Source organism: Agromyces mariniharenae (assembly GCF_008122505.1).
Lineage (GTDB): Bacteria > Actinomycetota > Actinomycetes > Actinomycetales > Microbacteriaceae > Agromyces > Agromyces mariniharenae.
Genome location: NZ_VSSB01000001.1, coordinates 1,458,416 through 1,484,412, shown reverse-complemented (window position 1 = coordinate 1,484,412; position 25,997 = coordinate 1,458,416). Strand labels below are relative to the sequence as shown.

At 71.8% G+C, this 25,997-nt stretch carries 20 protein-coding genes; 7 read left to right on the top strand and 13 right to left on the bottom strand.

Annotated features, from left to right (window positions below; genetic code table 11):
* Window positions 1-51: 51 nt before the first annotated feature.
* From FYC51_RS06735 to FYC51_RS06720, 4 genes are all read right to left on the bottom strand, one after another.
* Window positions 52-1,746, bottom strand: coding sequence for a CHAT domain-containing protein (locus FYC51_RS06735; protein ID WP_148732840.1), 1,695 nt, complete (start codon window positions 1,744-1,746; stop codon window positions 52-54).
* Between the two features lie 170 nt (window positions 1,747-1,916).
* On the bottom strand, window positions 1,917-2,903 hold the full coding sequence (locus FYC51_RS06730; protein ID WP_148732839.1) for a serine hydrolase domain-containing protein: 987 nt from the start codon (window positions 2,901-2,903) through the stop codon (window positions 1,917-1,919).
* A gap of 103 nt (window positions 2,904-3,006) precedes the next feature.
* Window positions 3,007-3,933, bottom strand: a complete 927-nt coding sequence (locus FYC51_RS06725) for a 2-hydroxyacid dehydrogenase (protein WP_148732838.1) — start codon at window positions 3,931-3,933, stop codon at window positions 3,007-3,009.
* A 31-nt stretch (window positions 3,934-3,964) separates the two neighbouring features.
* Complete coding sequence (locus FYC51_RS06720; protein ID WP_148732837.1) at window positions 3,965-4,576, bottom strand: TetR/AcrR family transcriptional regulator; 612 nt, start codon at window positions 4,574-4,576, stop codon at window positions 3,965-3,967.
* A gap of 96 nt (window positions 4,577-4,672) precedes the next feature.
* Between FYC51_RS06720 and FYC51_RS06715 the strand changes: the two genes are divergently transcribed.
* Both FYC51_RS06715 and FYC51_RS06710 read left to right on the top strand, forming a co-directional pair.
* Entirely contained in the window at window positions 4,673-5,170 is a 498-nt protein-coding gene (locus FYC51_RS06715) for a pyridoxamine 5'-phosphate oxidase family protein (RefSeq protein WP_238476352.1), read from the top strand.
* Between the two features lie 33 nt (window positions 5,171-5,203).
* The gene (locus FYC51_RS06710; protein WP_148732835.1) at window positions 5,204-5,797 is read left to right on the top strand and encodes a hypothetical protein; all 594 of its coding nucleotides are present in this window, start codon (window positions 5,204-5,206) and stop codon (window positions 5,795-5,797) included.
* A 12-nt stretch (window positions 5,798-5,809) separates the two neighbouring features.
* On the opposite strand, the gene FYC51_RS06705 is transcribed toward FYC51_RS06710, so the two are convergent.
* The 7 genes from FYC51_RS06705 to FYC51_RS06675 form a co-directional block, all read right to left on the bottom strand.
* Entirely contained in the window at window positions 5,810-7,240 is a 1,431-nt protein-coding gene (locus FYC51_RS06705; protein WP_148732834.1) for a rhamnulokinase, read from the bottom strand.
* Window positions 7,241-7,355: 115 nt separating this feature from the next.
* Complete coding sequence (locus tag FYC51_RS06700) at window positions 7,356-9,392, bottom strand: bifunctional aldolase/short-chain dehydrogenase (RefSeq protein ID WP_148732833.1); 2,037 nt, start codon at window positions 9,390-9,392, stop codon at window positions 7,356-7,358.
* On the bottom strand, window positions 9,389-10,330 hold the full coding sequence (locus FYC51_RS06695; RefSeq protein ID WP_148732832.1) for an alpha/beta hydrolase: 942 nt from the start codon (window positions 10,328-10,330) through the stop codon (window positions 9,389-9,391). Before FYC51_RS06695 ends, FYC51_RS06700 begins: the two co-directional genes overlap by 4 nt.
* A 4-nt stretch (window positions 10,331-10,334) precedes the next feature.
* Window positions 10,335-11,501, bottom strand: a complete 1,167-nt coding sequence (gene rhaI, locus FYC51_RS06690; protein ID WP_148732831.1) for an L-rhamnose isomerase — start codon at window positions 11,499-11,501, stop codon at window positions 10,335-10,337.
* Window positions 11,502-11,537: 36 nt separating this feature from the next.
* Window positions 11,538-11,918: an L-rhamnose mutarotase gene (locus FYC51_RS06685; RefSeq protein ID WP_148732830.1), complete on the bottom strand. Its 381-nt coding sequence runs from the start codon at window positions 11,916-11,918 to the stop codon at window positions 11,538-11,540.
* Window positions 11,919-12,112: 194 nt separating this feature from the next.
* A complete protein-coding gene (locus tag FYC51_RS06680; RefSeq protein WP_148732829.1) occupies window positions 12,113-14,779 on the bottom strand; it encodes a family 78 glycoside hydrolase catalytic domain in 2,667 nt (888 codons plus the stop codon).
* A 73-nt stretch (window positions 14,780-14,852) separates the two neighbouring features.
* The gene (locus tag FYC51_RS06675; RefSeq protein ID WP_148732828.1) at window positions 14,853-15,884 is read right to left on the bottom strand and encodes a LacI family DNA-binding transcriptional regulator; all 1,032 of its coding nucleotides are present in this window, start codon (window positions 15,882-15,884) and stop codon (window positions 14,853-14,855) included.
* A 239-nt stretch (window positions 15,885-16,123) separates the two neighbouring features.
* Here FYC51_RS06675 and FYC51_RS06670 point away from each other — a divergent pair, with 239 nt between their 5' ends.
* The 5 genes from FYC51_RS06670 to FYC51_RS06650 all read left to right on the top strand — a co-directional run bounded on the left by FYC51_RS06670 (window position 16,124) and on the right by FYC51_RS06650 (window position 22,535).
* Window positions 16,124-17,446, top strand: a complete 1,323-nt coding sequence (locus FYC51_RS06670; protein ID WP_148732827.1) for an ABC transporter substrate-binding protein — start codon at window positions 16,124-16,126, stop codon at window positions 17,444-17,446.
* Between the two features lie 149 nt (window positions 17,447-17,595).
* Window positions 17,596-18,450, top strand: a complete 855-nt coding sequence (locus FYC51_RS06665) for a carbohydrate ABC transporter permease (protein ID WP_238476247.1) — start codon at window positions 17,596-17,598, stop codon at window positions 18,448-18,450.
* Window positions 18,447-19,277, top strand: a complete 831-nt coding sequence (locus FYC51_RS06660) for a carbohydrate ABC transporter permease (protein WP_148732825.1) — start codon at window positions 18,447-18,449, stop codon at window positions 19,275-19,277. Before FYC51_RS06665 ends, FYC51_RS06660 begins: the two co-directional genes overlap by 4 nt.
* Entirely contained in the window at window positions 19,274-21,424 is a 2,151-nt protein-coding gene (locus tag FYC51_RS06655; RefSeq protein WP_148732824.1) for an alpha-L-rhamnosidase-related protein, read from the top strand. The genes FYC51_RS06660 and FYC51_RS06655 overlap by 4 nt, the downstream gene beginning before the upstream one ends.
* A 97-nt stretch (window positions 21,425-21,521) precedes the next feature.
* The gene (locus FYC51_RS06650) at window positions 21,522-22,535 is read left to right on the top strand and encodes a LacI family DNA-binding transcriptional regulator (protein WP_148732823.1); all 1,014 of its coding nucleotides are present in this window, start codon (window positions 21,522-21,524) and stop codon (window positions 22,533-22,535) included.
* Window positions 22,536-22,815: 280 nt separating this feature from the next.
* On the opposite strand, the gene FYC51_RS06645 is transcribed toward FYC51_RS06650, so the two are convergent.
* Both FYC51_RS06645 and FYC51_RS06640 read right to left on the bottom strand, forming a co-directional pair.
* Window positions 22,816-24,072: an FAD-binding protein gene (locus FYC51_RS06645; protein ID WP_148732822.1), complete on the bottom strand. Its 1,257-nt coding sequence runs from the start codon at window positions 24,070-24,072 to the stop codon at window positions 22,816-22,818.
* A gap of 217 nt (window positions 24,073-24,289) precedes the next feature.
* On the bottom strand, window positions 24,290-25,930 hold the full coding sequence (locus FYC51_RS06640; RefSeq protein WP_222863213.1) for a M20/M25/M40 family metallo-hydrolase: 1,641 nt from the start codon (window positions 25,928-25,930) through the stop codon (window positions 24,290-24,292).
* Window positions 25,931-25,997 lie beyond the last annotated feature (67 nt).

Sequence of the window (25,997 nt, the reverse complement as noted above, 5' to 3'; positions counted from 1 at the left end):
CAGGGGGACCACTGAATTCGGGATGCGGGGCGGCACGGTCGGATCGCCTCGTCACGTGTCCTGATCGAGTTGCACCGTGACGTCCCAGCCTCCGCGGTTCCCGTCGAGCAGGTTGTCGTTCGGGCCGAGGAGCAGCTCGCCGGCGGATGGGCAGACGTATTGCTGCTCAACCCCGACGAAGAATGCTTCCGACTGCGTGTGCAGCTTCCCGATGAGTGCGAACGACTCGATGTTGCGGAACACGCGGCGCTCCCCGAGCTCGCCGGTGGTCAGGCCGTTGGGTCCGACTGCCGCCTCGGTCTCGTCGTACACGCCCTCGCCCCTCGCCGAGATGCGGATCGTGTCACCCTCCTCGCAGGAGACACCGGTGCTGGTCCAGTCCTGATCCATCCGGACGAAGAGCCGGTCGGCATCGGAACCACCTCCCGGCCCGCCGCCGCTTCCGCCAGCGATCCACTGCGGGAGGAGCAGTGCCGCCCCGAGGGCGACGACAGCGCCGAGTGCGACGAGGCCGGCAACGAGCCAGGGCGTGCGTCGGCGCCGTTTCCCGGCGGCCGGCGTCGGATCCCGCGACGGACCGCTCGTGCCGGGATCACGTGGCGATCGGTCGGCCGACGCTCGAGCGTCTGCAGCCTCCGCGGGCTGCGCGACGTCGAACAGGCGGGTGTCCTCGCCGCGCAGGTACAGCACCGGAGTCACCCACTCGAGCGTTCCGCGGCCCAGGCCGAGGATGCCGATGCGGCCGCTCCGCACGGCCTCGTCGATGCCGCGGCCGTGCGCGAGTGCGGAGTAGAACCCGCGGGAGAATTCGATCGCGGCGGTGTCGCTGATCGAGAACTGCATCGCGGCCACCGCGTGGATGCCGCTGTGCGCCAGAGCCGCCGCCGTGCCCGAGAAGAGGTCGTCGCGTCCGCCGGCCGCCGACCGGCACGAGTTGAGCAACACCAGCCTCGGCGTCGGCTCGGCTTCGGCGAGGAGGTCGGCGAGGCTGGACGCCGCGACGTAGTCGGCCCGACCGTCCCGGCCGACGAACGCGAGCACGCCCTCGTCGGTGTCGACGTCGTACGTCCCGTGCCCGATGAAGTGGAGGACGTGCCACTCCTGTTCGAGGAGCTTGTCGTGCACGCGCGGCCAGGTCACCGGCTCCAGCCATTCGACCTGCACTCGGCCGGCGTCGAGATGGGGCCGGAGCGCCTCCTCGAGCAGTTCGCGCTCGTGCTCGACGTCGAGCGGAGGAAGCCCGCGCGGCGACGAGACCATGGCGAGCACGCGCAACGGGAGCTCGATCGCGAGTGCCGCCGCCGTGGGCGGGGCGGGAACATGCCGGACGAGCGGCTCCTTGCGGCACAGGTAGGTCTCCGTAGAGGGGTCGAACAGCGCCTCCCACGGCAGGGCCGCCAGCCCCGGGGCGGTGAGGCGCAGGGCGATCCGCACGCCCGTGCCGCGTTCGGAGGCGACCGCGACGCTCGTGCGGTAGGCGGCGTACACGTCGCCGATGAAGACGGCCTCGAAGAGCCGGCGACCGACCGCCTGCAGCGCCGCCTCGGTATCGGTCATGATGCGACGGGCCGAGACCGACGACAGCAGGACGCTCGCTTCGAGCTCGGGCCGTCGATCCACGAGCTCGTCGACGTCGAGTGCGATCGCCTCGGTCGGCTCACCGCCCCCGACGGAGCGCAGCACGCGCACCACGTAGGAGCCCGACTCGGGGCCGGGCCCGATCTCCAGCTCCATGACGGCGTCCATGCGCGCATCCTCGTCGACCGGTGGCCCGTCTCCCACCGGGTCACCCCTGACCTCGCGCTGCGTGCGCGTCAGCCCCCAGGACGCTCCGCCAACGTTCGGTCGATGCTCAGGGTACTCCCGATCCGGGATCCCGGACAGTGGCGCTGGCGAGTGCTCGCGCCGGCGTCGGCTCAGGCCGCGGCGGCCACCGCGTTGTGCAGTTCGTCGCCGTCGACGCCGAAGCGGCCGAAGCCGCCGCCGATGTTCGTGAGCAGCACGAAGGAGACGTCGAGCGACGGCGTGATCCAGAACTCCGTGCCGGCCCAGCCGCCGTGGCCGAACGTGTCGCGGGTGAGCAGGCCGGGCGCCGAGTGCCGGAGGTTCCACGTGAAGCCCCAGTCCTGGCCGCGCGACTCGATGTAGGGCTCGAGCTTCGGGAGCCCGGCGGTGAGCGGGCGTCGCATCGCCTCGAACGTCACGGGCGCCACGAGCGAGCCGTCGTTGCGCAGCAGCGCGCTGCCGACGGCGAGCAGGTCGGCCGCGCGGGCGAAGAGTCCGGCGCCCGGATGCCGCAGCGAGGTGAACCGGGCCCAGTCCAGGCCCTGCTCGACGACGTCGACCGGCAGGTGCGGCGACGAGTCGGCGTCGAACGTGAGGCCCGGGGCATCCGCCCGCTCGCCGACGTTCGCGACGGCCCGCTCCCACGGCGCGCCCGACGCGTCGTCGATGAGCGCGGCGATGCCCTCGAACGCGATCGACGAGTAGCGCGAGGCGGCGCCCGCGGGGAAGTCGCGCGACGCCACGAGCAGCGACAGACGGAGTCCGCCGGGCACGTCGAGCGGCGGCTCGCTGATGCCCGACGTGTGGCTCACGAGGTGCCGCAGCCGCACGACGTCGTCGCGCCAGCCGCCGAACTCGGGCACGGCGCGGGTCAGCGGCGTCTCGGGCGTGAGCCGTCCCTGCTCCACGAGGTGCAGCGCCGCGAGCCCCACGATCGGCTTCGTGATCGAGAACAGCGGGTAGTGGTCGTTGACGGATGCCGCGTGCCCGCCGGTCGCGCCGAAGGCCTCGAGCGCCACGACCCCCTCGGCCGTCGCGATCCCGAGCACCGCCGACGGAAGCGGGCCGTCGTGCACGTTGCGGCGGACCCAGTCGAAGGCGGCGTCGAACTGCGGCATGGGGTGTCCTCTCGTGGGGGCGTTGCGGGGCGGGGCGGGGCGGGCGGGTCGGATCGGGTTGGTCGGCCGGGTCCGCGGGTCTGGGGCGGCGTGCAGCGCGCGTTCAGGTGCGCAGCACGACGTTGAGTGGCTCGTCGCCCTGCAGCATCCGTTCGATCTGGGTGCGCACGAGCCGCGCCATGCGCGGCATCATGGCGGTCGACGCGCCGCCCACGTGCGGGGAGATGAGCACGTTCGGCAGTGCGAACAGCGGATGCCCGTGCGGCAGCGGCTCGGGATCGGTGACGTCGAGCGCGAAGCGCAGGCGGCCGCGCGTGGCGTGGTCGAGGATCGCGTCGGTGTCGGCGACCCTGCCGCGCGCGATGTTCACCACGAGGGCCCCGTCGGGCAGCGCGGCGAGGAACGCGTCGTCGACGAGCCCCGTGGTCGCGTCGGTGAGCGGCACGCCGACGATCACGATGTCGGCCGTGGGCAGCAGTGCGGGCAGCTCGTCGATGCCGTGGATGCGTCCGCGCTCGTCGTCGCGCGCACGGGTGGCGACGCGGACGAGCTCGACCTCGAACGGCGCGAGCCGGTCCTCGATCGCGCGGCCGACGCCACCGTAGCCGAGCAGCAGCACGCGCCGGTCGGCGAGGCTCTCGTGGCGCGCGGGCGCCCAGCGACCCTGTTCGGCGGCCCGCACGAAGTCGGGGATGCCGCGCTGGGCGGCCAGCACGAGCGCGAGCGTGAGCTCGGCCGTCGAGGTCTCGTGCACGGATGCCGCGTTCGCGAACACCTGGCCCGACGGCAGCACGTCGGGCACGTCGTCGTAGCCGATCGACTGGGACTGCACCAGCCGCGTCGAGATGCCCTCGAGTGCGCCGAGCCGCTCGGCGGCGCCCATGTACGGCGGCACGACGAGGTCGATGTGGTCGGCGGGTGCCGGCGAGGCCAGGTCCCAGAGCTCGATGTCGACGCCCTCAGGCGGCGCGCCGATCGCACGTCGCAGGGTCTCGCCGGGCACGGTTACGAGGAGGCGGGGTTCGCTCATCCGGCCATCCTTCCAGAGCGGCGGGCGCGGCTCACGGCAGCTGCTCCACCTGGGCGCGGACGATGCCCTCGACGATGCGGGCCGTGTCGTCGGGCGATCGGACGATCTCGTGGAAGCCGTGCAGCAGCCCGTCGATCGCGAGCGAGGCGATGCCGTGGCACATCGCGCAGATCTGGAGGAACGCGGTCTCGACGTCGCCGCCGATGGCGCCCGAGCCGTGCACGTCGACGACGAGTTCGCGCAGGCAGTCGAGTGCGGTGATCCGCACGCGGTCGAGCGTGTCGTCGTCGGGCGAGGTCGACGGCGTGCGGAACATCGCGTCGTAGTGCGCGGGGTGGCGCTGCGCGAATGCCACGTACTCGAGCGAGTCGGCGATGAGGCGCTCGCGACCGGGCAGGTGCGCGGCGCGTTCCTGGGCGCTGCCCAGCTCCTCCATGAGCAGGTCGAGGCCCTCGAGCGCGAGGGCTCGGATCATCCCCTCGCGGCTGCCGAAGAAGTGGGTCGGCGCCGCATGCGAGAGCCCGGCGCGGCGTGCGACCTCGCGGAGCCCGACGTTGCTCACGCCCTGCTCCCGGGCGAGCTCCTCCAGGGCTCGAAGCAGCGCCGAACGTCCCGATGCCCCGGTGGTCGCCGTATCCGTCATCCGATGTCCTCTCGCGAAGCCCTTGACATTGTCAAGTTGAGCGTCGTACTCTACTTGACATCGTAAAGCCTTGACAATGTAAAGCGGGTGATCGGAATGGTCGACATCACGAGCGAGGCCGTCTGGGACGCCATCGCCGGTGAGAACTTCATGGTGATCGGCATGGTCTCGGCGCGCGGCGAGGCGCGCACGGCCGGCGTCATGCACCACGTGCACGAGGGGCGGCTGTGGTTCACGACGAACGACCGCGAGTGGAAGGCGCGGCACATCGCCGCGAATCCGTCGGTGTCGGTGACCGTGCCGATCGCGAAGCGGGTCCCGTTCATGCCGTGGATCAAGATCCCGGCGGCGACCATCACGTTCTGCGGCGACGCCGAGACCGTGCCCGCCGCCGACCTGCCGCCCGACGTGAGCGAGGCGCTCCTGCACGGGCTCGAGGTGACCGACGGCGGCGAGCGGGGAGCCCTCGTCGGGGTCGGGGTGCGTCCGCGCGGCGACTTCGTGACCTACGGCGTGGGCGTCTCGGTGCTCGGGATGCGCGACACCGAGCAGGCGCGCGGGCGAGCGCCCGCCGCGGCATCCGTCATGGCCTGATCGGCGGGTGGGCCTGGTGCTACCGTGGCCGCCATGGACGAGGCCGCAGCAGCCGACGACCGAGGCGAACGCGCGCGAGCGCGTCGCGGGCGCGGGCCGGGCGGTCCACCGGGCCTTCCGCCGGATCGCCCCGACCGGCCGACCGAGGAGCGGGCCGAGGCGCTGAAGGAGCGCGTCTACGCGACCTTCACCGGCCTCGCGATCGTGCTCGTGCAGATCAACAACGTCGAGCACATCACGGCGACCCGCGCGACGCTCACCCTGCTCGTCGGCATCGTCGCGATCTCGGCGGCGGGCTTCGTGGCCGAGGTCATCGCGCACCTCGCCGTGCACCAGGCGTTCCCCGATGGCGGCCAGCTCGGCCGCATGGCCCGCGTCTCGGGGTCGGCGATCGCGTCGGCGGGCGTGCCGCTCATCCTGCTCGTGCTCGCGGTGCTCGGGGTGTTCCAGCTCGAGGGGGCGCTGCGCGCGGCCTCCATCGTCTACCTCGTGACGCTCGGCCTCATCGGCTGGTTCGCCGTGCGCCGCACGCACGTCTCGTGGTGGAAGCAGGTCGTCGCGCTCGGGATCCTGCTCGCGCTCGGTGCCGGCGTGATCGGGCTGCAGCAGCTCGCGCACGGGCACTGATCGCGGCACCGATCAGCGAGCCGACGGCTCGTAGCGGACGGGCTGGAACGACGCGGCCACGAGCGCCCGCAGCGACTCGAGGTCGGCCCCGGCGAAGCCGGCCGCCCGGGCCTGCACGAGCACGTTGCCGATGGCGGTCGCCTCGACCGGCCCCGCGAGCACGGGGATGCCCGCCCGGTCGGCCGTGCGCCGGCAGAGCAGCTCGTTGAGCGCGCCGCCGCCCACGACGTGGATCGTCTCGACGTCGACGCCCGAGAGGATCGACGCCGTACGCACCGCCCCCGCGAACGCCTCGGCGAGGCTCTCGATGATCGAGCGGGCGAACTCCGCTCGGCTCTGCGGCGCGGGCACGCCGCGATCGGCGCACCACTCCGCGATCCGCCCGGGCAGGTCGCCCGGGGCGAGGAACGACGAGTCGTTCGCGTCGAACACGGCGACCTCGGTCGTGACCGCGGCCGCCTGCGCGAGCAGCTCGGGCAGGTCGATCGTCGATCCGTCACGCTCCCACCAGCGCACCGACTCCGACAGCAGCCAGAGCCCCATCACGTTGTGCAGGAAGCGGACGCGTCCGTCGACGCCGCCCTCGTTCGTGAAGTTGGCCTCGCGCGCGGCATCCGTCGTCACCGGCTGCTCGAGCTCGACGCCGACGAGGCCCCACGTGCCGCACGAGATGTACGCGGCCGACTCGGGGTGCATCGGCACGGCGACGACCGCCGAGGCGGTGTCGTGCGACCCGACCGCGACCACCTCGACGCCCGCGGGGGCGCCCAGGTCGGCCGCCACGCCGGGCCGCAGGTCGCCGAGCGACGCGCCCGGCGAGACGAGGCGGGGCAGCACGGATGCCTCGAGCCCGAGCCGCTCCATGAGCTCGTAGTCCCACTCGCCCGTCTCCACCCCGACGAGGCCGGTCGTCGACGCATTCGTCAGCTCGGCGACCCGCGTGCCCGTGAGCTGGAAGCCGACCAGGTCGGGGATCAGGAGCATCGAGTCGGCGAGGCCGAGCAGTCCGCCCGACTGCTCGGCCGCGAGCTGGTACACGGAGTTGAACGGCAGGAACTGCAGGCCGTTCCGGCGGTAGAGCTCGTCGAACGGCACGACCGCGTGGACCCGCTCGACCGCGCGCTCGTTGCGCTCGTCGCGGTAGTGGAACGGCTCGCCGAGCAGCCGGTCGCCGCGGAGCAGGCCGTAGTCGACCGCCCAGGAGTCGACGCCGATCGAGGCGACGCCGGGCTCGCGGCGGAACGCGTCGGCGAGCCCGCGCGTGAGGTCGCGGTAGAGGCCGGTGAGGTCCCAGTGCAGGCCCGACGCGAGCCGCACGGGCCCGTTCGGGAACCGGGCGACCTGGTCGAGCTCGAGCCGGCCGGCCGCGGCGTCGACGTGGCCGACGATGACGCGTCCGCTCGTCGCGCCGAGGTCGACCGCGGCGACCGACCCGCCGGTCATCGGGTCACCCCGGTCGTCGAGTAGCGCCGCCGAAGGCGACGCGTATCGAGACGCGGTGCCTGGGTCTCGATACGCGTCCGGCTGCGCCGGGCGCTACTCGACCACCGGTGGCCGGTCATCGCAGGAAGGCCGCGGCCACACCCGCGTCGACCGGGATGTGCAGGCCGGTGGTGTGGCTCAGCTCGGGGCCGGTGAGCACGAAGACCGCGTTCGCGACGTGCTCGGGGAGCACCTCGCGCTTGAGGATCGTGCGCTGGGCGTAGAACTTGCCGAGGTCCTCCTCCTCGATGCCGTAGGTCTTCGCGCGGTTCGCGCCCCAACCCGAGGCGAAGATGCCCGAGCCGCGCACGACGCCGTCGGGGTTGATGCCGTTGACCTTGATGCCGTACTCGCCCAGCTCGACCGCGAGCAGTCGCACCTGGTGGGCCTGGTCGGCCTTCGTCGCCGAGTAGGCGATGTTGTTCGGGCCGGCGAACACCGAGTTCTTGGACGAGATGTAGATGATGTCGCCGCCGAGGCCCTGCTCGATGAGCACCTTCGCCGCGGCCTTCGACACGAGGAACGAGCCCTTGGCCATGACGTCGTGCTGCAGGTCCCAGTCCGCCTCGGTGGTCTCGAGGAGCGGCTTCGACAGCGACAGTCCGGCGTTGTTCACCACGAGGTCGAGGCCGCCGAAGGCGAGCACCGCGTCGTCGATCGCGCGCTGGATCGCCGCGGCATCCGTCACGTTCGCCTGCACGCCGATCGCGACGTCGCTGTTGCCGAGCTCCGCCGCTGCGGCCTGCGCCTTCTCGAGGTCGAGGTCGGCGATCACGACGCAGGCGCCCTCCGCGGCGAGGCGGGTCGCGATGGCCTTGCCGATGCCGGATGCCGCGCCGGTCACGAGCGCGACGCGGGTCGCGTGCGTCTTGGGCTTCGGCATGCGCGCGAGCTTGGCCTCCTCGAGCGCCCAGTACTCGATACGGAACTTCTCCTCGTCGGAGATCGGCGCGTACGTCGACAGCGCCTCGGCGCCGCGCATCACGTTGATGGCGTTCACGTAGAACTCGCCCGCGACGCGCGCGGTCTGCTTGTTCGCGCCGTACGAGAACATACCGACGCCCGGCACGAGCACGATCGCCGGGTCGGCGCCGCGGATCGCGGGGGAGTCGGGCGTCGCGTACGCGTCGTAGTAGGCCTGGTAGTCGGCGCGGTACTGCTCGTGCAGCTCCTTCAGGCGCGCGATCGAATCCTCGATCGACGCGTCGGCCGGCAGGTCGAGCACGAGCGGCTTGACCTTGGTGCGCAGGAAGTGGTCAGGGCAGCTCGTGCCGAGCGCGGCGAGTGGGGCGAGCTGCTCGCGGCTGAGGAACTCGAGCACCACGTCGGCGTCCGTGAAGTGGCCGACCTGCGGCCGGTCGTACGACGCGAGCCCGCGGATCGTCGGCGCGAGCGCGGCGGCCTTCGCGCGACGCTCGGCCTCGGGCAGCGGCTCGTAGCCGGGCACGACGGCGCCGAACGGGTCGGCCTTGCCGTGCTCGGCGATGTACGCGGCGGCCGTGTCGATGATCCAGAGCGAGTTCGTCTCGGACTCCTCGGACGTGTCGCCCCACGCGGTGATGCCGTGGCCGCCGAGGACGCAGCCGACCGCCTGCGGGTTCTGCGCCTTGATCTCGGCGATGTCGAGGCCGAGCTGGAAGCCCGGGCGACGCCACGGCACCCACACCACCCTGTTGCCGAAGATCCTACTCGTGAGCTCCTCGCCGTCGGCCGCCGTCGCGATCGCGATGCCCGAGTCGGGGTGCAGGTGGTCGACGTGCGCCGCGTCGACGAGGCCGTGCATGGCCGTGTCGATCGACGGCGCCGCGCCGCCCTTGCCGTGCAGCGTGTAGTCGAACGCGGCGACCATCTCGTCCTCGCGCTCGACGCCCGGGTACACCTCGACGAGGTCGCGCAGCCGGTCGAGGCGCAGCACCGCGAGACCCGACTCCTGCAGGGTGCCGAGGTCGCCGCCCGAGCCCTTCACCCAGAGCAGCTCGACGGGCTCGCCCGTGACCGGATCGGTCTCGGTGCCCTTCGCCGACGTGTTCCCGCCGGCGTAGTTCGTGTTCTTCGGGTCGGCGCCGAGGCGGTTCGACCGCGCGATGAGGTCGGCAGCTGCCTGGTTCGTCATGGGGTGATTCCTTCGGTGAGTCGGAGGGTGGTCCGGTGGTGGGTCGCGAGCCACGCGATCCAGCGCACCACGCGCTCGATCGAGGCGGATGCCGCGGGCTCGTCGGGTCGGTTCAGGTGGCCGTGCTGCGTGCCGGGCTCGACGACGAGGTCGACCGGGACGCCCGCCTCCGCGAGCGTCGCGGCGAACGCCTCGCCCGAGACGCGGAGCTCGTCGGCCTCGTCGTTGACCATGAGCACCGGCGGGAAGCCGGCGAGGTCGGATGCCGCGGCGCGGCCGGGCACGGCGGGCAGCGGCGCGTCGTCGACGGGGCCACCGAGGTAGGCCTCGTACATCGCGCGCACGGCGGCGGGGAAGAAGCGGTCGGCGGCCGGGTTCGCGTCGAGGAGCGTGCGCAGCGCCGGGTCGGGCGCGGCCTGCACGGCGTGCAGGGTGGGGTAGGCGAGGAAGACGCCGGACGGCATCGTCCGTCGAGTAGGCCGCGAAGCAGCCGTATCGAGACGTGGCTCCGGGTCTCGATACGCGTCGCCTTCGGCGGCGCCACTCGACCACCGGTGGGGATCCAGCATCCGCAGCACCGCCCCCGTCACGAGGTTGGCGCCCGCGCTCGCGCCGCCGATCGTGAGCTGCGACGCGTCGAGGCCCAGCTCATCGGCGTGGTCGAGCGTCCACGTCCAGGCCGCGAGCACGTCATCGGAGCCGGCCGGATAGCGTCCGGAGCCGTCGCCGACCAGGCGGTAGTCGATCGAGACGACCGTGATGCCGCGAGCGGCGAGGGCGAACGCGACCCAGTCCGCCTCGGGCATGTCGAGGTCGCCGGCGACGAAGCCGCCGCCGTGCGCCCAGACGAGCCCGGGCACCGGACGGAGCGCCGCGGCATCCGCCGGGTACACCCGCACCAGCCCGTCGGCCGCACCGTACGGCGGCTGCTGGGTCATGAGGCTAGGCACCCCACCCGGCCTGCACGCCGCCGACGCGGTCGGCGGCGATCTGCTGCAGGTAGCCGGATGCCGCGAACGCCTGCATCGGGTCGGCGGGCAGGCCGCGGGACTCGCGCCACTCGGCGAGGGCCGGACGAACGTCGGTGTAGAACGCGTCCATGAAGATGCGGTTCGCCTCGAGCACATCGCCCGACAGCTGCGCGGCGCGCAGCGCCTCGGTGTCGACGAGCAGCGCCCGTGCGGTCATCTCCTGCACGTTGAGCACCGAGCGGATCTGGCCGGGGATCTTGTCCTCGACGTTGTGGCACTGGTCGAGCATGAACGCGACGTCGGGGTGGTTGAAGCCGCCGCCGCGGATCACCTCGAAGATGATGCGGAACAGCTGGAACGGGTCGGCCGCGCCCACGATGAGGTCGTCGTCGGCGTAGAAGCGCGAGTTGAAGTCGAACGAGCCGAGCTTGCCGAGGCGCAGCAGCTGCATGACGATGAACTCGATGTTCGTGCCGGGCGCGTGGTGGCCGGTGTCGAGGCAGACCATGGCCTTGTCGCCGAGCGCGGCGACCTGGGCGTAGCTCGTTCCCCAGTCGGGGACGTCGGTGTGGTAGAACGCCGGCTCGAAGAACTTGTACTCGAGCACGAGGCGCTGGTCGTCGCCGAGCCGCGCGTAGATCTCCTGCAGCGACTCGTGCAGGCGGTCCTGGCGGCCGCGCAGGTCGGCCTGACCCGGGTAGTTCGAGCCCTCGGCGAGCCAGATCTTCAGGTCGCGGCTGCCGGTCGCGTGCATGATGTCGATGCACTCGAAGTGGTGGTCGATGGCCTTGCGGCGCACGGCGGCATCCTCGTGCGTGAGGGCGCCGAACTTGTAGTCGTCGTCCTGGAACGTGTTCGAGTTGATGGTGCCGAGCGAGACGCCGAGGTCCTCCGCGTGCGTCCGCAGGTCGTCGTAGGAGTCGACCTTGTCCCACGGGATGTGCAGCGCGACGGTCGGCGCGAGCGCCGTGTACCGGTGCACCTGCGCGGCGTCCGCGATCTTCTCGTACGGGTCGCGGGGCGTGCCCGGGGTCGCGAAGACCTTGAAGCGGGTGCCCGAGTTGCCGAACGCCCACGAGGGGAGCTCGATCGACTGGAGCTCGAGTTCGGACAGGATGGCGGCGGGAAGGGTGCTCACTGGTCGCTGCTTTCTGTGCTGGTGGTCGGTGGGAGCTCAGCGCTCGGCGTCGGCGTCGGCGTCGAGCGCGGCGAGCTGGTCCTCGAGGTGGAAGACCTCGGGAAGTCGTGGGGCGCCCTGGTCGGGGCGGCCGTCGAGGGCGACGAAGAACGGCGCCATCTCGGCCTCCCAGGCGGCGGTGCGCGGGTCGGCCTCGAGCGCGGCCTGGGATGCCGCGTCGTCGTGAGTCTCGTAGTAGCCGATGAGCAGGCCGTCCTCGCGGAGGAAGAGCGAGTAGTTGCGGCGACCCGACGCCTCGATGGCACGGAGCATGTCGGGCCAGACGGCGGCGTGGCGCTCGCGGTACTCGTCGAGCCGGGCGGCGTCGACCTGCAGCTGGAAGCAGACCCGTTCAGCTGCTCGGGGTGCTGTGCTCATCGTCGAGCTCTCCCTCTCGTGGTCGTGCCGGGCCGGTCGGTGATCGATCCGTGTGAATCGTTTCAAGCGTAGGCGTTCGAGCGGTGGTGCGCAAGTGCGGAATGCGTTTTCCATCCTACCGCCGGCTCGACGCGCCGGCGAGTCCCCGCGCGGCCCGGGACCGGCCGAGTCGGCGGCGGCCCCGGGCCATGGCGTCACCGCGTCGGTGCGACGAGCGCGGCCGGGTCGGCGACCCGCACGGCCGTGGCGACGATCCGGTGCGAACCGGGGCCGAGCGGTGCGCCGGCGTGCGGCACGCCGTCGACCTCGACGGTCGATCCGTCGGTCAGCGGCAGGTCGAGCACCGCGTCGGCGCCGAACGGCACGACGAGCTCGAGCTCGAGGTCGGCGCCGGCGAGGTGCCAGTCGACGGATGCCGCGCCGAGCCGCGTCTCGACCGCGGCGCGTGCCCACGGGATCGCCCTCGACGGCCGAGGGGCGACCACGATCCGCCGGTAGCCCGGTCGTTCGACCGTCGGCGCGAGCCCGCCGACGTAGCGGTAGATCCAGTCGACGACCGCGCCGTAGGCGTAGTGGTTGAACGACAGCATGCCCGAGCTGTCGCCCGTGGCCATCTCACCCGAGTGGATCGAGCCGTCGGGCGCGAGCGCGTCCCACCGCTCCCACACGGTCGTCGCGCCCATCTCCACCTGGTAGAGCCACGACGGCGGCTCGAGGCGCAGCAGCATGAGGAACGCCTCATCGACGTGCCCGCTGCGCACGAGCGCGAAGAGCACGAGCGGCGTGCCGAGGAAGCCCGTGGCGATGCGGCCGCGCTCCGAGCGCACGTTGCGCGCGAGGCCCTCGGCGATGCGCTCGCGCTCGGTATCCGGTGCGATCTCGAACTCGAGGGCGACCGCGGCGCCGGTCTGCGTCTCCACGGCCTCTTCTCCCCAGCGCTCCCAGGTGTCGCGCGCGACGCGTCGTGCGAGCCGGTCGGCGGCCTCGGCGCGAGCGGGCTCGCCGACGAGCCGCTCGGCCTCCGCCAGCAGGTGCGCGCTGTGCGCGAAGAAGGCGTTCGCCACGTAGTCCGACGAGACCTTCGCCTTCCACGGCTCGTCGCCGGGGGCGTCGGGATCGAGCCAGTCGCCGAACTGGAACTCGGTCGGCAGCAGGCCGTCGCCCGCGCGCCGCTCCAGGCTCGCGACCCAGCGGCGCATGCTGACGAGCTGCCGCACGAGCACCTCGTCGCTGCCGTACGACTCGTAGACCGCCCACGGCACGATCGTCGCGGCATCCGCCCAGCCGGCGCGGCCCATGGTGATCCAGTTCCCACCCGCGATCGCGTCGTCCTGGAGGATGTTCGGCACGACGGCGGCGACCGCCCCATCCGCGTCCTGGTCGAGTTCGAGGTCGCGCAGCCATGACATCCAGAACGCCTCGACGTCGAAGAGCGTCGACGCGGTGGGTGCGAAGGCCTGCGCGTCGCCCGTCCAGCCGAGGCGCTCGTCGCGCTGGGGGCAGTCGGTCGGCAGCGACACGAAGTTGTCGCGCTGCGACCAGGCGACGTTCGAATGCAGGCGGTCGAGCCGGGGGTCGGCGCTCTCGAAGGAGGATCGCAACCGGTCGGCGCTCGAGACCGCGACGGCCGTGGCCGAGACGACCTCGCCGCCGGTCACCTCGGCGTACTGGAAGCCGTGGAAGGTGAAGGTCGGCTCGAGCGTGGTCTCGCCGTCGTGGTCGAGCACGTAGCCGTCGGCGGCCCGTGCGGTGCGCAGCGACTTCGTATGGATGGAGCCGTCGGGCTCGAGCACCTCGGCGTGCCGCACCTCGATGCGGTCGCCCGCGCGGCCCCGGACGACGAGCCGCAGCCAGCCCGCGATGTTCTGGCCGGCGTCGAGGAACACGTGGCCGTCGCGCGGCTGCAGGGCGACGTCCCACTCGCCGATCGTGCGGACGCCGGTGGTGATCCGCGGTTCGACGACGGCGGTGTCGATCGCGACGGCACGTGCAGCGGCCCAGCCCGAGTCGTCGAAGCCGGGCGCATCCCAGCCCGTGGGCTCGTCGCGGAGATCGATCTCCACGCCGTCGTAGAGGCTCGCCGAGCGGATGCCGCCCACCGAGGTCGTCCACTCGGGCGACGTCGCGACGCGTACGTTCGAGCCGTCGGCGCACTCGATGTCGAGCTGCGCGAGCGCGGCGAGCTCCGTGCCGTACTGCTCCGTCCCGTCGTCCCATCCGAGCCGTCCGCGGTACCAGCCGTCGCCGAGGAGCACGCCGAGGGCGTTCTCACCCGGGTGCAGCAGGTCCGTCACGTCCCACGTGCCGAGCACCACGCGATCCTGGTACGCCGTCCAGCCGGGGGTGAGGTGCTCCTCCGTCGCGCGGCGGCCGTTGATCCGCAACTCGCCGATTCCCCAGAACGTCGCACGGAGCCGCGCACGCACGGGCGCCGCGGGCAGCGCGACCGCGGTGCGGAGCAACATGACCGGGCCCTCGGTCGGCTGCGAGCCGCCGATCGGGCGCGCCTCGAGCGAGGCCGGGTCGACGGATGCCTCGACGACGAGGTCGTCGCTCCAGTCCGACCATCCGGCCGCGGTGGCGATGCGCACCGCGTAACGGCGCTCCTCGCCCGGTTCGAGGTCGGGACCCGGCGCGACGACGCCGATCGCGGCATCGGATGCGACCGGTTCGGCCTCCCCGGACCGCACGCCGTCCCAGCGCACCTGGTATCCGAGCTGGGCGGATGCCGCATCGGCCCGCCAGCTCAGGCGCAGGCCGGTGCGCGGCACGCCGAGCAGGCCATCGGGGTACTGGGACCGCAGCGCGATGACGTGCGCGCCGGGGTCGGCCGTCGTGGGGGCAGGGAGTTGCGTGGACATCCGCGTCCTTCCGTGGTGGTGCCCGGCACGAGCGGATCGAGGTCGTGCCGGCGGTTCGTGTGGTTCGGTTCGTTCAGCCGGTCGGTTCCGCCGGTGCGGGTCGGGTCGAGTTGCGCACCTTGAGCGACGGCTCGACGGAGAAGTGGATCGGCTCGGTCCGGCCCTCGATGCGCTCGAGCAGCAGGCGGATCGCCCGCTCGCCCATCGCCTCGCCGGCCTGGTTCACGCTGGTGAGCGAGATGGCCGGGTAGCTCGCGATGTCGACGTCGTCGTAGCCGACCACGGAGACCTCGGCGGAGGAGAGTCCGTGCTCGCTCAGCGCTCGGAGCGCGCCGAACGCCAGCTCGTCGTTGCCGACGAAGATCGCAGTGGGCACGCGCTCGTCGAGCAGGGCCAGCGTGTCGAGGCGGGCGGCCTCCTCGTCGAGCCCGGTCCGCACGACGCGGATGTCGTCGGCGAAGCCGGCCGCGCGCATGTGCGCGAGGTACTGCTCGAGGCGGATCGCGTGCGGATTGCCGGACCCCGGTCGCGTGACCTCTTCGCTGCGGGTGAGGTGCACGATGCGGCGGTGTCCGAGCTCGAAGAGGTGCTCCATGACGAGCCGCGTGCCCTCGGCGTCGTCACCCGTCACGGTGTCGTAGGCCGTCGACCGGTCGTGGCGGCCGAGCATGACCACGGGCACGCGGCCGGCGAGGCGTTCGAGCCAGTCGGGGGAGACGAGCGGCGAGATCGCGACGATGCCGTCGACCTGGCGGTCGGCCAGGGCGCCGATCGCGCGCACGCCCTCCTCGCCGTCGACGTCGGCCGGCGCGATGATGAGCTGGTAGTCGGTGCCCGCCAGCGCCGCATTGGCGCCGGCGACGATCTTCGTGAAGAACGGGTTGCCGATGTGCGGCATCTCGATGCCGAGGGTGAAGCTCGATCCGCGCATGGCCCGGGCGGCGACCCGCGGGCGGTAGTCGAGGGCCTCGATCGCGGCCGTGACACGTTCCCGCATGGCGGGGCTCACGCCGTAGGCGTTGCGGATGACCTTGGAGACCGCAGCGCGCGAGACGCCGGCCTCGCGGGCCACGTCCTCGATGGTCGCTGCTCTCGTCTGTGCCACGGTCTCCCCCTCTCGCCTTCGATGGTCGGGCGTGCCGACTGGGTGTCACGATACACCGAGCCGTCGAGCGGAATAGACCGATCTACGTCAGGGCGTGGGTTCGATCGTAAATCGTTTCAAGGAATTTGTGTAGATCGGTTGACAAACTTTCTTCGACGCTCGTAACGTGGGCCACGCCACAGCACCGAGACCATTCGGAGCACTCAACAGCGCAGTTGCTTTACATGGAGGTAAAGAACATGGTCCCCCGTACCCCGCGACGCTCGCTCGTCGCAATCGGCGCAGGCGGTCTCGCCCTGTCGCTCGCGCTCGCCGGATGCACTGCCGGCGGGTCCGACTCCGACGGAGGTGCGACCTCCCTGACGTTCCTCGTCGACAACGGCGAGGCGACCGTCGCCACCGCCCAGGCGCTCGTCGACGCGTTCGTGGCGGAGAATCCCGACATCAGCATCGAGGTGGAGACGCGTCCGCAGGGCGCCGACGGCGACAACGTCGTGAAGACGCGCCTCGCCACCGGGGAGATGGACGACATCTTCCAGTACAACTCCGGTTCGCTGATGCAGGCGCTGAGCCCCGACGACACCCTCGTCAACCTCGCCGACGAGGACTACGTCGGCAAGTTCGACGACCGGTTCGTACAGAGCGTCTCCACGGACGACGGCCTCTACGGCGTCCCGATGGGGCAGTCGATGGCCGGCGCCGTCATCTACAACAAGGACATCTACGAGCAGCTCGGCCTCGAGATCCCGACGACCTGGGACGAGTTCATCGCGAACAGCGAGGCGATCAAGCAGGCCGGCGTCGCGGCTCCGATCGTGCAGACGTACGGCGACACCTGGACCTCGCAGCTCTTCGTGCTCGGCGACTTCAACAACGTGCTGGCCGAGAACCCCGACTGGGCCGAGGAGTACACGAACAACGAGGCCAAGTACGTCGACGAGCCGGCGCTGGCCGGATTCGAGCACCTCCAGGAGGCGTTCGAGAAGGGCCTCTTCAACGAGGACTTCGCATCGGCGAAGTACGCGGACGGCGTCACCATGGTCGCGACCGGAGCCGGCGCGCAGTACCCGATCCTCACCTTCGCGGCCGGGCAGCTCATGACGACCAACCCCGAGGCGGCCGACGTGGTCGGCACCTTCCCGCTGCCGGGCCCCGACGCCTCGACCAATGGCCTCACGGTGTGGATGCCGACCAACACGGTCTACATCCCCAAGTCGACCGAGGGCGACAAGCTCGAGGCCGCCAAGAAGTTCCTCGCGTTCCTCACGACGCCCGAGAGCTGCGACATCCAGTCGGAGGCGAACGCCCCCCAGGGTCCGTTCGTGGTCGACGGCTGCGAGCTGCCCGACGACGTGCCGGCCATGGTCTCCGACCTGCAGCAGTACTTCGACGACGGCAAGACGAACCTCGCGCTCGAGTTCCTCTCGCCCATCAAGGGCCCGGCGCTCGAGCAGATCACGGTCGCCGTGGGCTCGGGCATCACGTCCGCGGCAGACGGCGCCGCCCAGTACGACGAGGATGTGAAGAAGCAGGCCCAGCAGCTCGGCATCGAGGGCTGGTAAGCCGCACTGATCGCCTGCGGGGTCGGGTCGCCAGGCCCGACCCCGCAGCCACACCCGGGAGATCCACCATGACCACCGCGACGGCCCAAGGCCGCACCTCGACGTCGCCGGAAGCGATCAGGAACGACGGGCCGACGAAGCGTCGGCCGATGAAGAGCCCGTACCCGACGTGGTTCTTCATCCCTGCCGGCGTGTTCTACCTCGTCCTCTTCCTCGTCCCCACCATCGCGTCGTTCTACTTCTCGCTCACCCGCTGGACGCTGTTCAGCGTCGAGTTCATCGGCTTCGACAACTTCGTGCGGTTCTTCCAGGAGCCGCAGCTCGTCCAGGGCTTCATCAACACCTTCATCTACGCGTTCCTGACCTCGGGTGCCAAGGTCGTGCTCGGGCTCCTGCTCGGCGTGTTCCTCAGCTCGCAGATCATCGCGCGCGGCTTCCTCCGGTCAGTCGTCTTCTTCCCGGTGCTCGTGAGCGTCATCGGCGTCGGCATCCTGTTCAAGGTGCTGATGGACCCGTTCGACGGCCCGATCAACGAGGGGCTCGCCGCGATCGGCATCGACGGACCAGGCTGGTACACCGATCCGTCGCTCGCGCTCGTCTCCGTCGCGATCGTCGACATCTGGGCGGGCGTCGGGCTCGCCACCCTCATCTACATCGCCGGCATGGTGGCCATCCCGCAGGAGTACTTCGAGGCGTCGAAGGTCGACGGCGCGAGCGCGTGGAGCACCTTCCGGCACATCACGCTGCCGCTCCTGCGGCCGGCGACGGTGACCGTGGTGCTGCTCTCGCTCATCGGCGGCCTTCGCCGGTTCGACCTGATCTGGACGATGACCGGGGGCGGTCCGGGGTTCTCGAGCGACGTCCTCGCGTCGGTCGTCTACAAGCAGTACCAGGCCGGATTCTTCGGCCTCTCCACCGCGGGCAACGTCGTGCTCTTCGTCGTCGTCGCGGCGATCATCTTCCCGCTGTCATGGTGGCTCAACCGCAAGGAGGACGAGCGATGAGGAACACCGTCTGGAGGTGGGGCGCCGGGAGCGTCGCCATCCTCGTCACGGTCGTCGTCTTCGTCGTGCCGTTCGCGTTCATCGTGTTCACCGCGGGCAAGACCCAGGCCGAGGCCGCCGCACTCCAGTTCACGTGGCCGACCGAATGGGTCATCTGGGACAACATCGTCACCGTGCTGCAGAATCGCGACTTCCTGCTGGTGCGCGCGTTCGTCAACAGCACCGTCCTCACGGTCTCCGCGGTCGCGATCATGGTCGTCCTCGGCGCGATGGTCGGCTACGTGCTGCAGCGGCGCAAGTCCAGGTGGAACCCCGTCGTCAACGCCTTCGTGCTCGCCGGGCTCATCATCCCGCCGGCGGTCGTCCCCACGATCTGGGTGCTGCAGGGCATCGAGCTCTTCAAGTCGATCCCCGGACTCATCGCGGTCCACGTCGCCTTCGGGCTGTCGTTCTGCATCCTGCTGTTCCGGGCGTTCGTGGCGACCATCCCGCGCGAGCTCGACGAGGCCGCGATCATCGACGGTGCAGGGCCGATCAAGCTGTTCTTCCGCGTGGTCTTCCCGCTGCTGCGATCGGTGATCGTCACGGTCATCGTCGTGCAGTCGGTGGCGGTGTTCAACGACTTCGCCTACGCCCTGTACTTCGCGCCCGGCGATGAGAACGCGACGGTGCAGCTGACGACGTTCAACTACATCTCGCAGGCCGTGACCGCCGACAACCTGCTCTTCGCGAACGTGCTGATCATCACCATCCCGCCGCTGATCATGTACGTCTTCTTCCAGCGGCAGATCGTCGCCGGCATGACCTCCGGCGCCGTGAAGGGGTGAACGCCGACCCCGAGCCGCCGCGCACCGCCGACGGTGTGCGGCGGTGGGTGCGGGACCGCTCGCCCCAGCCCTTCGCCGACGACGACGTGGTGCCGCCGGCGGGCGGCACCGCCTGGCTCTACGGGCCGGGCCAGTACGAGCTCGCCCTGCTGGCCCGCCTCGTCGACGAGGGCTTCGCCGCGAACCGGCACGTGCACTACCCGCGCAACCACGGGCGGGTCGCCGAACGGGTCGCGTTCACGGCGACGGCGACGGATGCCGCGACGGCCCGCCTGCGCATCGCGGGCTCGCTCGTCGCCGCGGCGCTCGACGGGCAGGTCGTCGAGGCGTCGGTGGTCGCGCCCGACGAGGACGGCGGCGGATCGGTCGTCGAGCTCGCCCTGCCGCGCCCCGGCACCGATGTGCGGATCGACGTCGCGGCGGCCGGCGGCCGGGCGCCTGCGATCGCGGTCGACCCCGGCGCACCGCTCCGGGGCTGGAGCGCGAGCGTCGACGACGGCCCGCGGGAGGAGGTCCGCCCGAGGCCCGGCGGCGAGGTGCCGCCGCACGAGGCCCCGGTGGGCACGGTCGAGGTCGTCGCCCGCGGCATCCGTGACGGGCTGCACGGCGAGGGTGCGCTCTACGACGTGGGCGCGCCCGTGCTCGGACGGCCCGTGCTGCCGCCGGGGCCGCGGCCGGTCGTGTCCAGCGGTGAGAGCATCGCGGAGGCGCTGGCCGACCCCGAGTCGCACGAGACCCGTCACGACGTGGTCGAGCTGCTCGACGGCGGGTGGACCACGCGGCATCCGCTGGGCTTCAGGTACCTCGTCGTGCGATCGGATGCCCCGCCCGAGTCGGTCGCGGTGCACGCCTCGGTGCCCGTGGTCGAGCGGCCCGGCGCGTTCGCCTGCTCCGACGAGGAGCTCACGCGCATCTGGGCGGCCGCCCAGTACACCTTGCGCCTCTGCATGCAGGGCCTCATGATCGACGGCATCAAGCGCGACCGCATGCCGTGGGCCGGCGACCAGGCGCTGAGCACGCTCGCCAACGCGTTCGCCCTCGGCGAGGGCGGCGTCGTGGCCGACGGCCTGGTCGCGCTCGGCCGGCCCGAGCACGGCTACGTCAACGGCATCGCCGACTACTCGCTCTGGCAGGTCGTGAACGCCGACCTGCGCCTGCGCTGCTTCGGCGACGAGGCGTTCGCACAGGCGGAGGCGGATCGGCTCGACCGCTTCGTCGCCGACCTCGCCGAGCACGCGGGCCACGACGGCGTGTTCCGGCCGGCCGCGCAGCGGGGCGGGTTCGTCGATTCGGGGCCGGGTTCCGTCTTCCTCGACTGGGGGCTCGCGCTCGAGCACGGTCGCGACCCGGTCGCCCTGCAGATGCTCTGGTACTGGGCGCTGCGCAGCGCTGAGCGAGTGCTCCGGCGCACGGGGCATCCGGGTGCCGATCGCTGGCGCGCCCTCGCCGACGCGCTCGAGGCGACGCTGCGGGAGCGCGCGTGGCTCGGCCGCGACGGACGATGGGCCGACTACCTCGACGCGCGCGAGTCGCGCCGCCCGGCGCGGTACGCGAACTTCCTGGCGGTGCTCGCGGGCATGCACGACGGCGTCGACGTGCCTCCCGGCGTCACGGACGCCATCCGCGTCGGCGTCGCCGGAACGCCGTTCATGACGGCGTTCCGGCTGCGCGCCCTGCTCGCCGCCGGCGAGGCGCCGGCGGTGCTCGAGCAGGTGCGCGCCACGTGGGGCGCGATGCTCGAGCGCGGACCCGGCACGTTCTGGGAGGAGGCGACGATCGACGACGAGCCGCTCGCGATGTACGGGCGCCCGTTCGGACGCAGCCTGTGCCACGCGTGGGCGTCGGGCCCGGCCGCCATCCTCCCCGAGGCGGTGCTCGGCCTGCGGCCGCTCGGCGACGGCTGGTCCCGGTTCGCCGTGCAGCCCGAGCTCGGCGACCTCCCGTGGGCGTCGGCCGTGGTGCCCGCCCCGAGCGGCGACATCGTCGTCGTGGCCGATGCGTCGACGGTGACCGTGCAGGTGCCCGCAGGCACCGTGCTCGTGCGCGAGGGCCATTCCGTCCCCGGTCCGGCCACCGTCGAGTGGGTGCGGCCGCCTTCCGCCGTCCTCGGCGGGGGAACCTCCGGCGCCGCGCAATCCGGGAGATGATGCGAACGTTTCATTCGGATCGGCTCGTCGGGGGTGGACGGGCTGCGATCATGGCTTGGGCGGGTCCGCGCGTGCGAGCCGCCAGGGGAGGCAGCAGATGGCAGTGAGTGTCCGCGACGTGGCGGCCGCGGCATCCGTGTCGGTGGGCACGGTCTCGAACGTGCTCAACCGGCCCGAGAAGGTCGCGCCCGACACCGTCGCGCGCGTCATGGCGGCGATCGACGAGCTCGGGTTCGTGCGCAACGACGCTGCACGGCAGCTGCGGGCGGGGCGCAGCCGCAGCATCGGGCTCGTGGTGCTCGACGTGCGCAACCCGTTCTTCACCGACGTCGCGCGCGGCGCCGAGGACCGGGCGGCCGAGGACAGCATGACCATCCTGCTCGGCAACAGCGACGAGAACGTCGACCGCGAGCGCGCGTACCTCGACCTCTTCGAGGAGCAGCGCGTGCACGGCGTGCTCATCTCGCCGCTCGGCGACGACGAGACGCGGCTGCAGCGACTGCGCGGCCGGGACACGCCCGTCGTGCTCGTCGACCGCGTCTCCGAGGACCGCACCCTCTCGTCCGTTTCGGTCGACGATGTCGTGGGCGGTGAGCTCGCCGTACGCCACCTCATCGAGACCGGGCGCCGGCGCATCGCGTTCGTCGGCGGGCCGATCACCATCCGCCAGGTGGCCGACCGACTCGAGGGCGCGCGTCGCGCGGTCGAGGCCGAGCCCGACGCGACGCTCGAGGTGATCGAGACCGAGTCGCTCACCGTGCTCGAGGGCCGAGCGGCCGGCGAGGCGATCCGCGAGCGGCCGGCCGGCGAGCGCCCCGACGCGGTCTTCGCGGCGAACGACCTGCTCGCCATGGGCGTGCTGCAGGCGCTCAACATGCTCGGCTCGGTGCGCGTGCCCGACGACGTCGCCCTCATCGGCTACGACGACATCGACTTCGCGTCGGCCGCCGTGGTGCCGCTGTCGTCGATCCGGCAGCCCGCGTCCCTCATCGGCTACACGGCCGTCGACCTGCTGCTCAAGGAGGCGGCGAGGGGCGAGGGGTTCACCGCGGAGCAGGTGGTGTTCCAGCCCGAGCTCGTGGTGCGCGACTCGACGCGGGTGCGCGCGTAGCCGACGTCCGCGTCGTCTGCGGTCGTCCGGCGGATCCCGACGAGGATCCATCGACGGGCGTGTCGCTCTGCGACTCCTGAAAGCAAGGACGGGCGGCCCGTCCGTGCTCCTGGAAGCAAGGACGGCGTGCACGGCGCCAGGATGTCCTTGCTTTCAGGAGCCCAAGACGTCCTTGCATCCAGGAGTCGCGGGTTGTTCAGCCGTCGTCGAGGTCCTCAAGGCGTCGTGACGCTCAGGAGTCGCGGTTCGCCTCGAGGGCGTCCGGGGCGCGGATGCCGCGTCAGCGCGCCTCCCGCACCCCCACGCGCTCGAGGTGGGCGTTCGTGAACACGCCCTCGGGATCGAGCCGCTCGAACAGCGCGCGTGCGTCGGCGAGCCGGGGGACCGTGCGCTCGAGGTCCTCGCGGTCGAGCGTGTGCACCTTGCCCCAGTGCGGGCGCACGGCGAAGTCCGCCAGCGCCGACTCGATCTCGGGCAGCACGCCGAGCACCGCCGCGGGCTGGTTGGCCCACGTGAAGTGGATCGCGAACAGGCCGCGCTCGTAGGCGCCGCTCAGCCACAGGTCGTCGGGTGCCGCCGTGCGCAGCTCGCTCACGAGCAGGTGCGGCGCGATGCGGTCGGCGAGCGTGCGCACGGCGCGCAGCGCGTCGGGCGCGTCGGCCGGCGCCACGAAGTACTCGCTCTGGATCTCGTCGCCGTTCGACGGCGTCGCGTCGAGGCGGAAGTGCGGCAGGCGCTCGAGCCACGGGCCGGGCACCCCGCCCTGCTCCGTCAGGTTGTCGGCGATCGCGTCGCCGATCGAGTTCGCCGAGGTCAGCAGCCGGCGAGCGCCGAGCACGTCGTCGACCACCGGGGCGTCGTCGCGGTCCAGGCGCGTCTTGACCCACAGCTGGCCGGCTGCATCACCGCCCCACCGAGTGAAGAGGCTCACGCTGTAGCCGGCGCCGGTCATCGCGGGGAGGTCCTCGAGCGCGGCATCCCAGCGCAGGTCGGTGTACACGTCCTGGCGCACGCGGTACGCGGGCTGCACGGCGAGCGTCAGCCGGACGATGATCCCGTAGGCGCCGAGCCCGACCGCCCGGCCCGCGAAGTCGGCCTCGCCGATCGCGACCCTGACGCGCTCGCCGGTCGCGTCGACGTACTCGATCGCGCGGATCGCCGTCGTGAGCACGCCGTTCCGGTCGCCCGAGCCGTGCGTGCCGGTGGCCGTGGCGCCGCCGACCGAGATGTGCGGCAGCGAGCCGAGGTTGTGCAGCGCCCAGCCGCGCTCGTGCAGCCAGCGGGCGAGGATGCCGTACCGCGTGCCCGCGCCCACCTCGACGGTGCGCGCCTCCTCGTCGAGCACGAACTCCGGGGCGATGCCGGTGACCGACACGAGCGTGCCGTCGGTGTCGGGGAGGTCGTTGAACGAGTGCCGGGTGCCGAGCGCTCGGATCCGCCCGCCCGCCCGCACGAGCGCCTGCACGTCCTCGATCGTGCCGGCCTGAACGATGGGCGCACGGTAGGCGTAGGTCCCCGCCCAGTTGCGTTCCGTCATGTGTCGCTCCTCCTCGTCACGCGGCGGTCGCCGGCCTGTGGGCCCGCGGCACATGCGTGCCAGCGTAACGCCGCGGATGCCGCGAGCGGCCGTGTGCGTCGCCGCATCACGCGCCGCGCCCGCGTGGCATCCGGGCTGCGCGGCATCGAGCACCGCTGCGGCACGGATCGGCCTCCCGCGCGCGGGGCGCGGGAGGCCGACCGATGGTGGGAGGGGATCAGCGCCGGAAGTGCGCGCCCATCCGCTCGCCGTGCTCCATCGCGGTCGGCGAGGCCTTCGCCGTGCCGCTCACCGAGCTCGTCGACATCGCGAACGTGAGGATCGCGTGCGCCGTGGCGTCCGCCATCTCCTCGAGTCCGGTCTGGTTGACGTTGGTGATCGTGCCGTTCCACTCGAGCGCGCCGTCGTAGGCGTCGTTCAGTGCCTCGTAGAGCTCGGCGTCGGCGCCGTCATCGATCGGGTCCATGCTGTCGCAGGCCTGGTGGTAGCACGGGTCGTACGACACCGGTGCGCCCTCGAAGGTCGAGAGACCGCCGTACAGGGCCACCTCGTCGGCCTCCTTGGCGTCCTCGGCCCCGGTGAACAGGCCGCCGGCCGGGATGCCGCGGGTGATGAACGCGTCGTAGTCCGAGCGACCGTCGAAGGCCGTCGGCTCCGAGGCGAGCTCCTGCGAGGCGAAGTACTCCTCGAAGACCCGCTCGATGTTGCCGCTGCCGGTCGGGCCCTTGATCCCGAACGCGTCGCCACTGCCGTCGTAGACGAAGCGCCCGTAGTTCGGCGAACCGATCATGTCGAAGTTGAGGTACAGCTGGATCTGCTGCGCCTGCTTCTTGCTCAGCGAGTCGACGTAGAACTGCGAGCCGACGAGGCCGGCCTCCTCGGCGCCCCACCACGCGAAGCGCACGGTGTTGCGCGGCGCGATGTCGAGCTCCGCCATCTGCAGCGCGGTCTCGAGCAGGGTGGCCGAACCCGATCCGTTGTCGTTGATGCCGGGGCCGTCTGGGACGGAGTCGAGGTGGGCGCCGGCCATCACCACGCGGTCGTCGCGACCGGTCGGCGTCTCGGCGATGAGGTTGGCGGTCGGCACGTCGAGCTCGATCTCCGTCTCGGTCTCGAGGTGGATGACCACCTCGCCCTGCTCGAGCAGCGCCGCGAGGTCGTTGCCGATGGCGAACGACGTGCCGATCACCGGCAGGTCGTCGCTGAACTGGTCGCCGAGCGTCGGGTTGAGCGTCTCCTGGCGCCCCTCCTGGCCCTCGTTGAAGATGATGACGCCCGCGGCACCGGCCTCGGCCGCGTTGTGCGCCTTCACCGAGAAGTCGCACGTGCCGCGCTGGACCAGTGCGATATTGCCGATGGTGAAGCCCGCGAAGTCCTCGGGCTCGCAGCCGCTGTTCGACGTGCTGGCGGCCGCACCGGGCGGCAGCACGAGGTCGACGGCTTCGAGCGGGGCGGTCACGTTGCCGCTGCCGGAGTACTCGGCCGTGAAGAAGTCCTCACCCTGCACGTAGTCGGTGGGATTCGGCGAGACCTGCTGGAACACGGGGTCGGACAGCTCGCGGAACGAGTTGAATTCGAAGGGCTGGACGGTCACCTCGTAGCCGACGGCCTCGAGCTGGGTCTGGATGAACTCGATGGACTCGTCGTAACCGGGGGTGCCGCTCGCCCGCGTGCCGCCGTTGGCGTCGGCGATCTGCTGGAGGCCTTCGAGCTGCTGCATGATCTCGTCGGCGTTCACGGCGTTGCGCAGCGCGCTCGTGTCGGTCGGCACGGCTGCGTACGCGGTGCCGGTTGCGGCGAGGGTGATGGCGGCCGTGGCCGACGCGATCCCCACCGCGACTCTGGTGTGCTTCTTCACGGGTTCTCCCTGCTTCGTTGCAGTACCGGGACGTGGGTGCGTTCCGGGCGGCCGGCGGAATCGTGGT

Coding starts and splice junctions, on each gene's coding strand:
- FYC51_RS06650 (WP_148732823.1), top strand. CDS start 21,522: ATGGCAGTGAGTGTCCGCGACGTGGCGGCCGCGGCATCCGTGTCGGTG.
- FYC51_RS06735 (WP_148732840.1), bottom strand. CDS start 1,746: ATGGACGCCGTCATGGAGCTGGAGATCGGGCCCGGCCCCGAGTCGGGC.
- FYC51_RS06705 (WP_148732834.1), bottom strand. CDS start 7,240: ATGACCGGCGGGTCGGTCGCCGCGGTCGACCTCGGCGCGACGAGCGGA.
- FYC51_RS06685 (WP_148732830.1), bottom strand. CDS start 11,918: ATGAGCACAGCACCCCGAGCAGCTGAACGGGTCTGCTTCCAGCTGCAG.
- FYC51_RS06665 (WP_238476247.1), top strand. CDS start 17,596: ATGAAGAGCCCGTACCCGACGTGGTTCTTCATCCCTGCCGGCGTGTTC.
- FYC51_RS06730 (WP_148732839.1), bottom strand. CDS start 2,903: ATGCCGCAGTTCGACGCCGCCTTCGACTGGGTCCGCCGCAACGTGCAC.
- FYC51_RS06700 (WP_148732833.1), bottom strand. CDS start 9,392: ATGACGAACCAGGCAGCTGCCGACCTCATCGCGCGGTCGAACCGCCTC.
- FYC51_RS06645 (WP_148732822.1), bottom strand. CDS start 24,072: ATGACGGAACGCAACTGGGCGGGGACCTACGCCTACCGTGCGCCCATC.
- FYC51_RS06710 (WP_148732835.1), top strand. CDS start 5,204: ATGGACGAGGCCGCAGCAGCCGACGACCGAGGCGAACGCGCGCGAGCG.
- FYC51_RS06725 (WP_148732838.1), bottom strand. CDS start 3,933: ATGAGCGAACCCCGCCTCCTCGTAACCGTGCCCGGCGAGACCCTGCGA.
- FYC51_RS06680 (WP_148732829.1), bottom strand. CDS start 14,779: ATGTCCACGCAACTCCCTGCCCCCACGACGGCCGACCCCGGCGCGCAC.
- FYC51_RS06720 (WP_148732837.1), bottom strand. CDS start 4,576: ATGACGGATACGGCGACCACCGGGGCATCGGGACGTTCGGCGCTGCTT.
- FYC51_RS06695 (WP_148732832.1), bottom strand. CDS start 10,330: ATGACCCAGCAGCCGCCGTACGGTGCGGCCGACGGGCTGGTGCGGGTG.
- FYC51_RS06715 (WP_238476352.1), top strand. CDS start 4,673: ATGGTCGACATCACGAGCGAGGCCGTCTGGGACGCCATCGCCGGTGAG.
- FYC51_RS06660 (WP_148732825.1), top strand. CDS start 18,447: ATGAGGAACACCGTCTGGAGGTGGGGCGCCGGGAGCGTCGCCATCCTC.
- FYC51_RS06670 (WP_148732827.1), top strand. CDS start 16,124: ATGGTCCCCCGTACCCCGCGACGCTCGCTCGTCGCAATCGGCGCAGGC.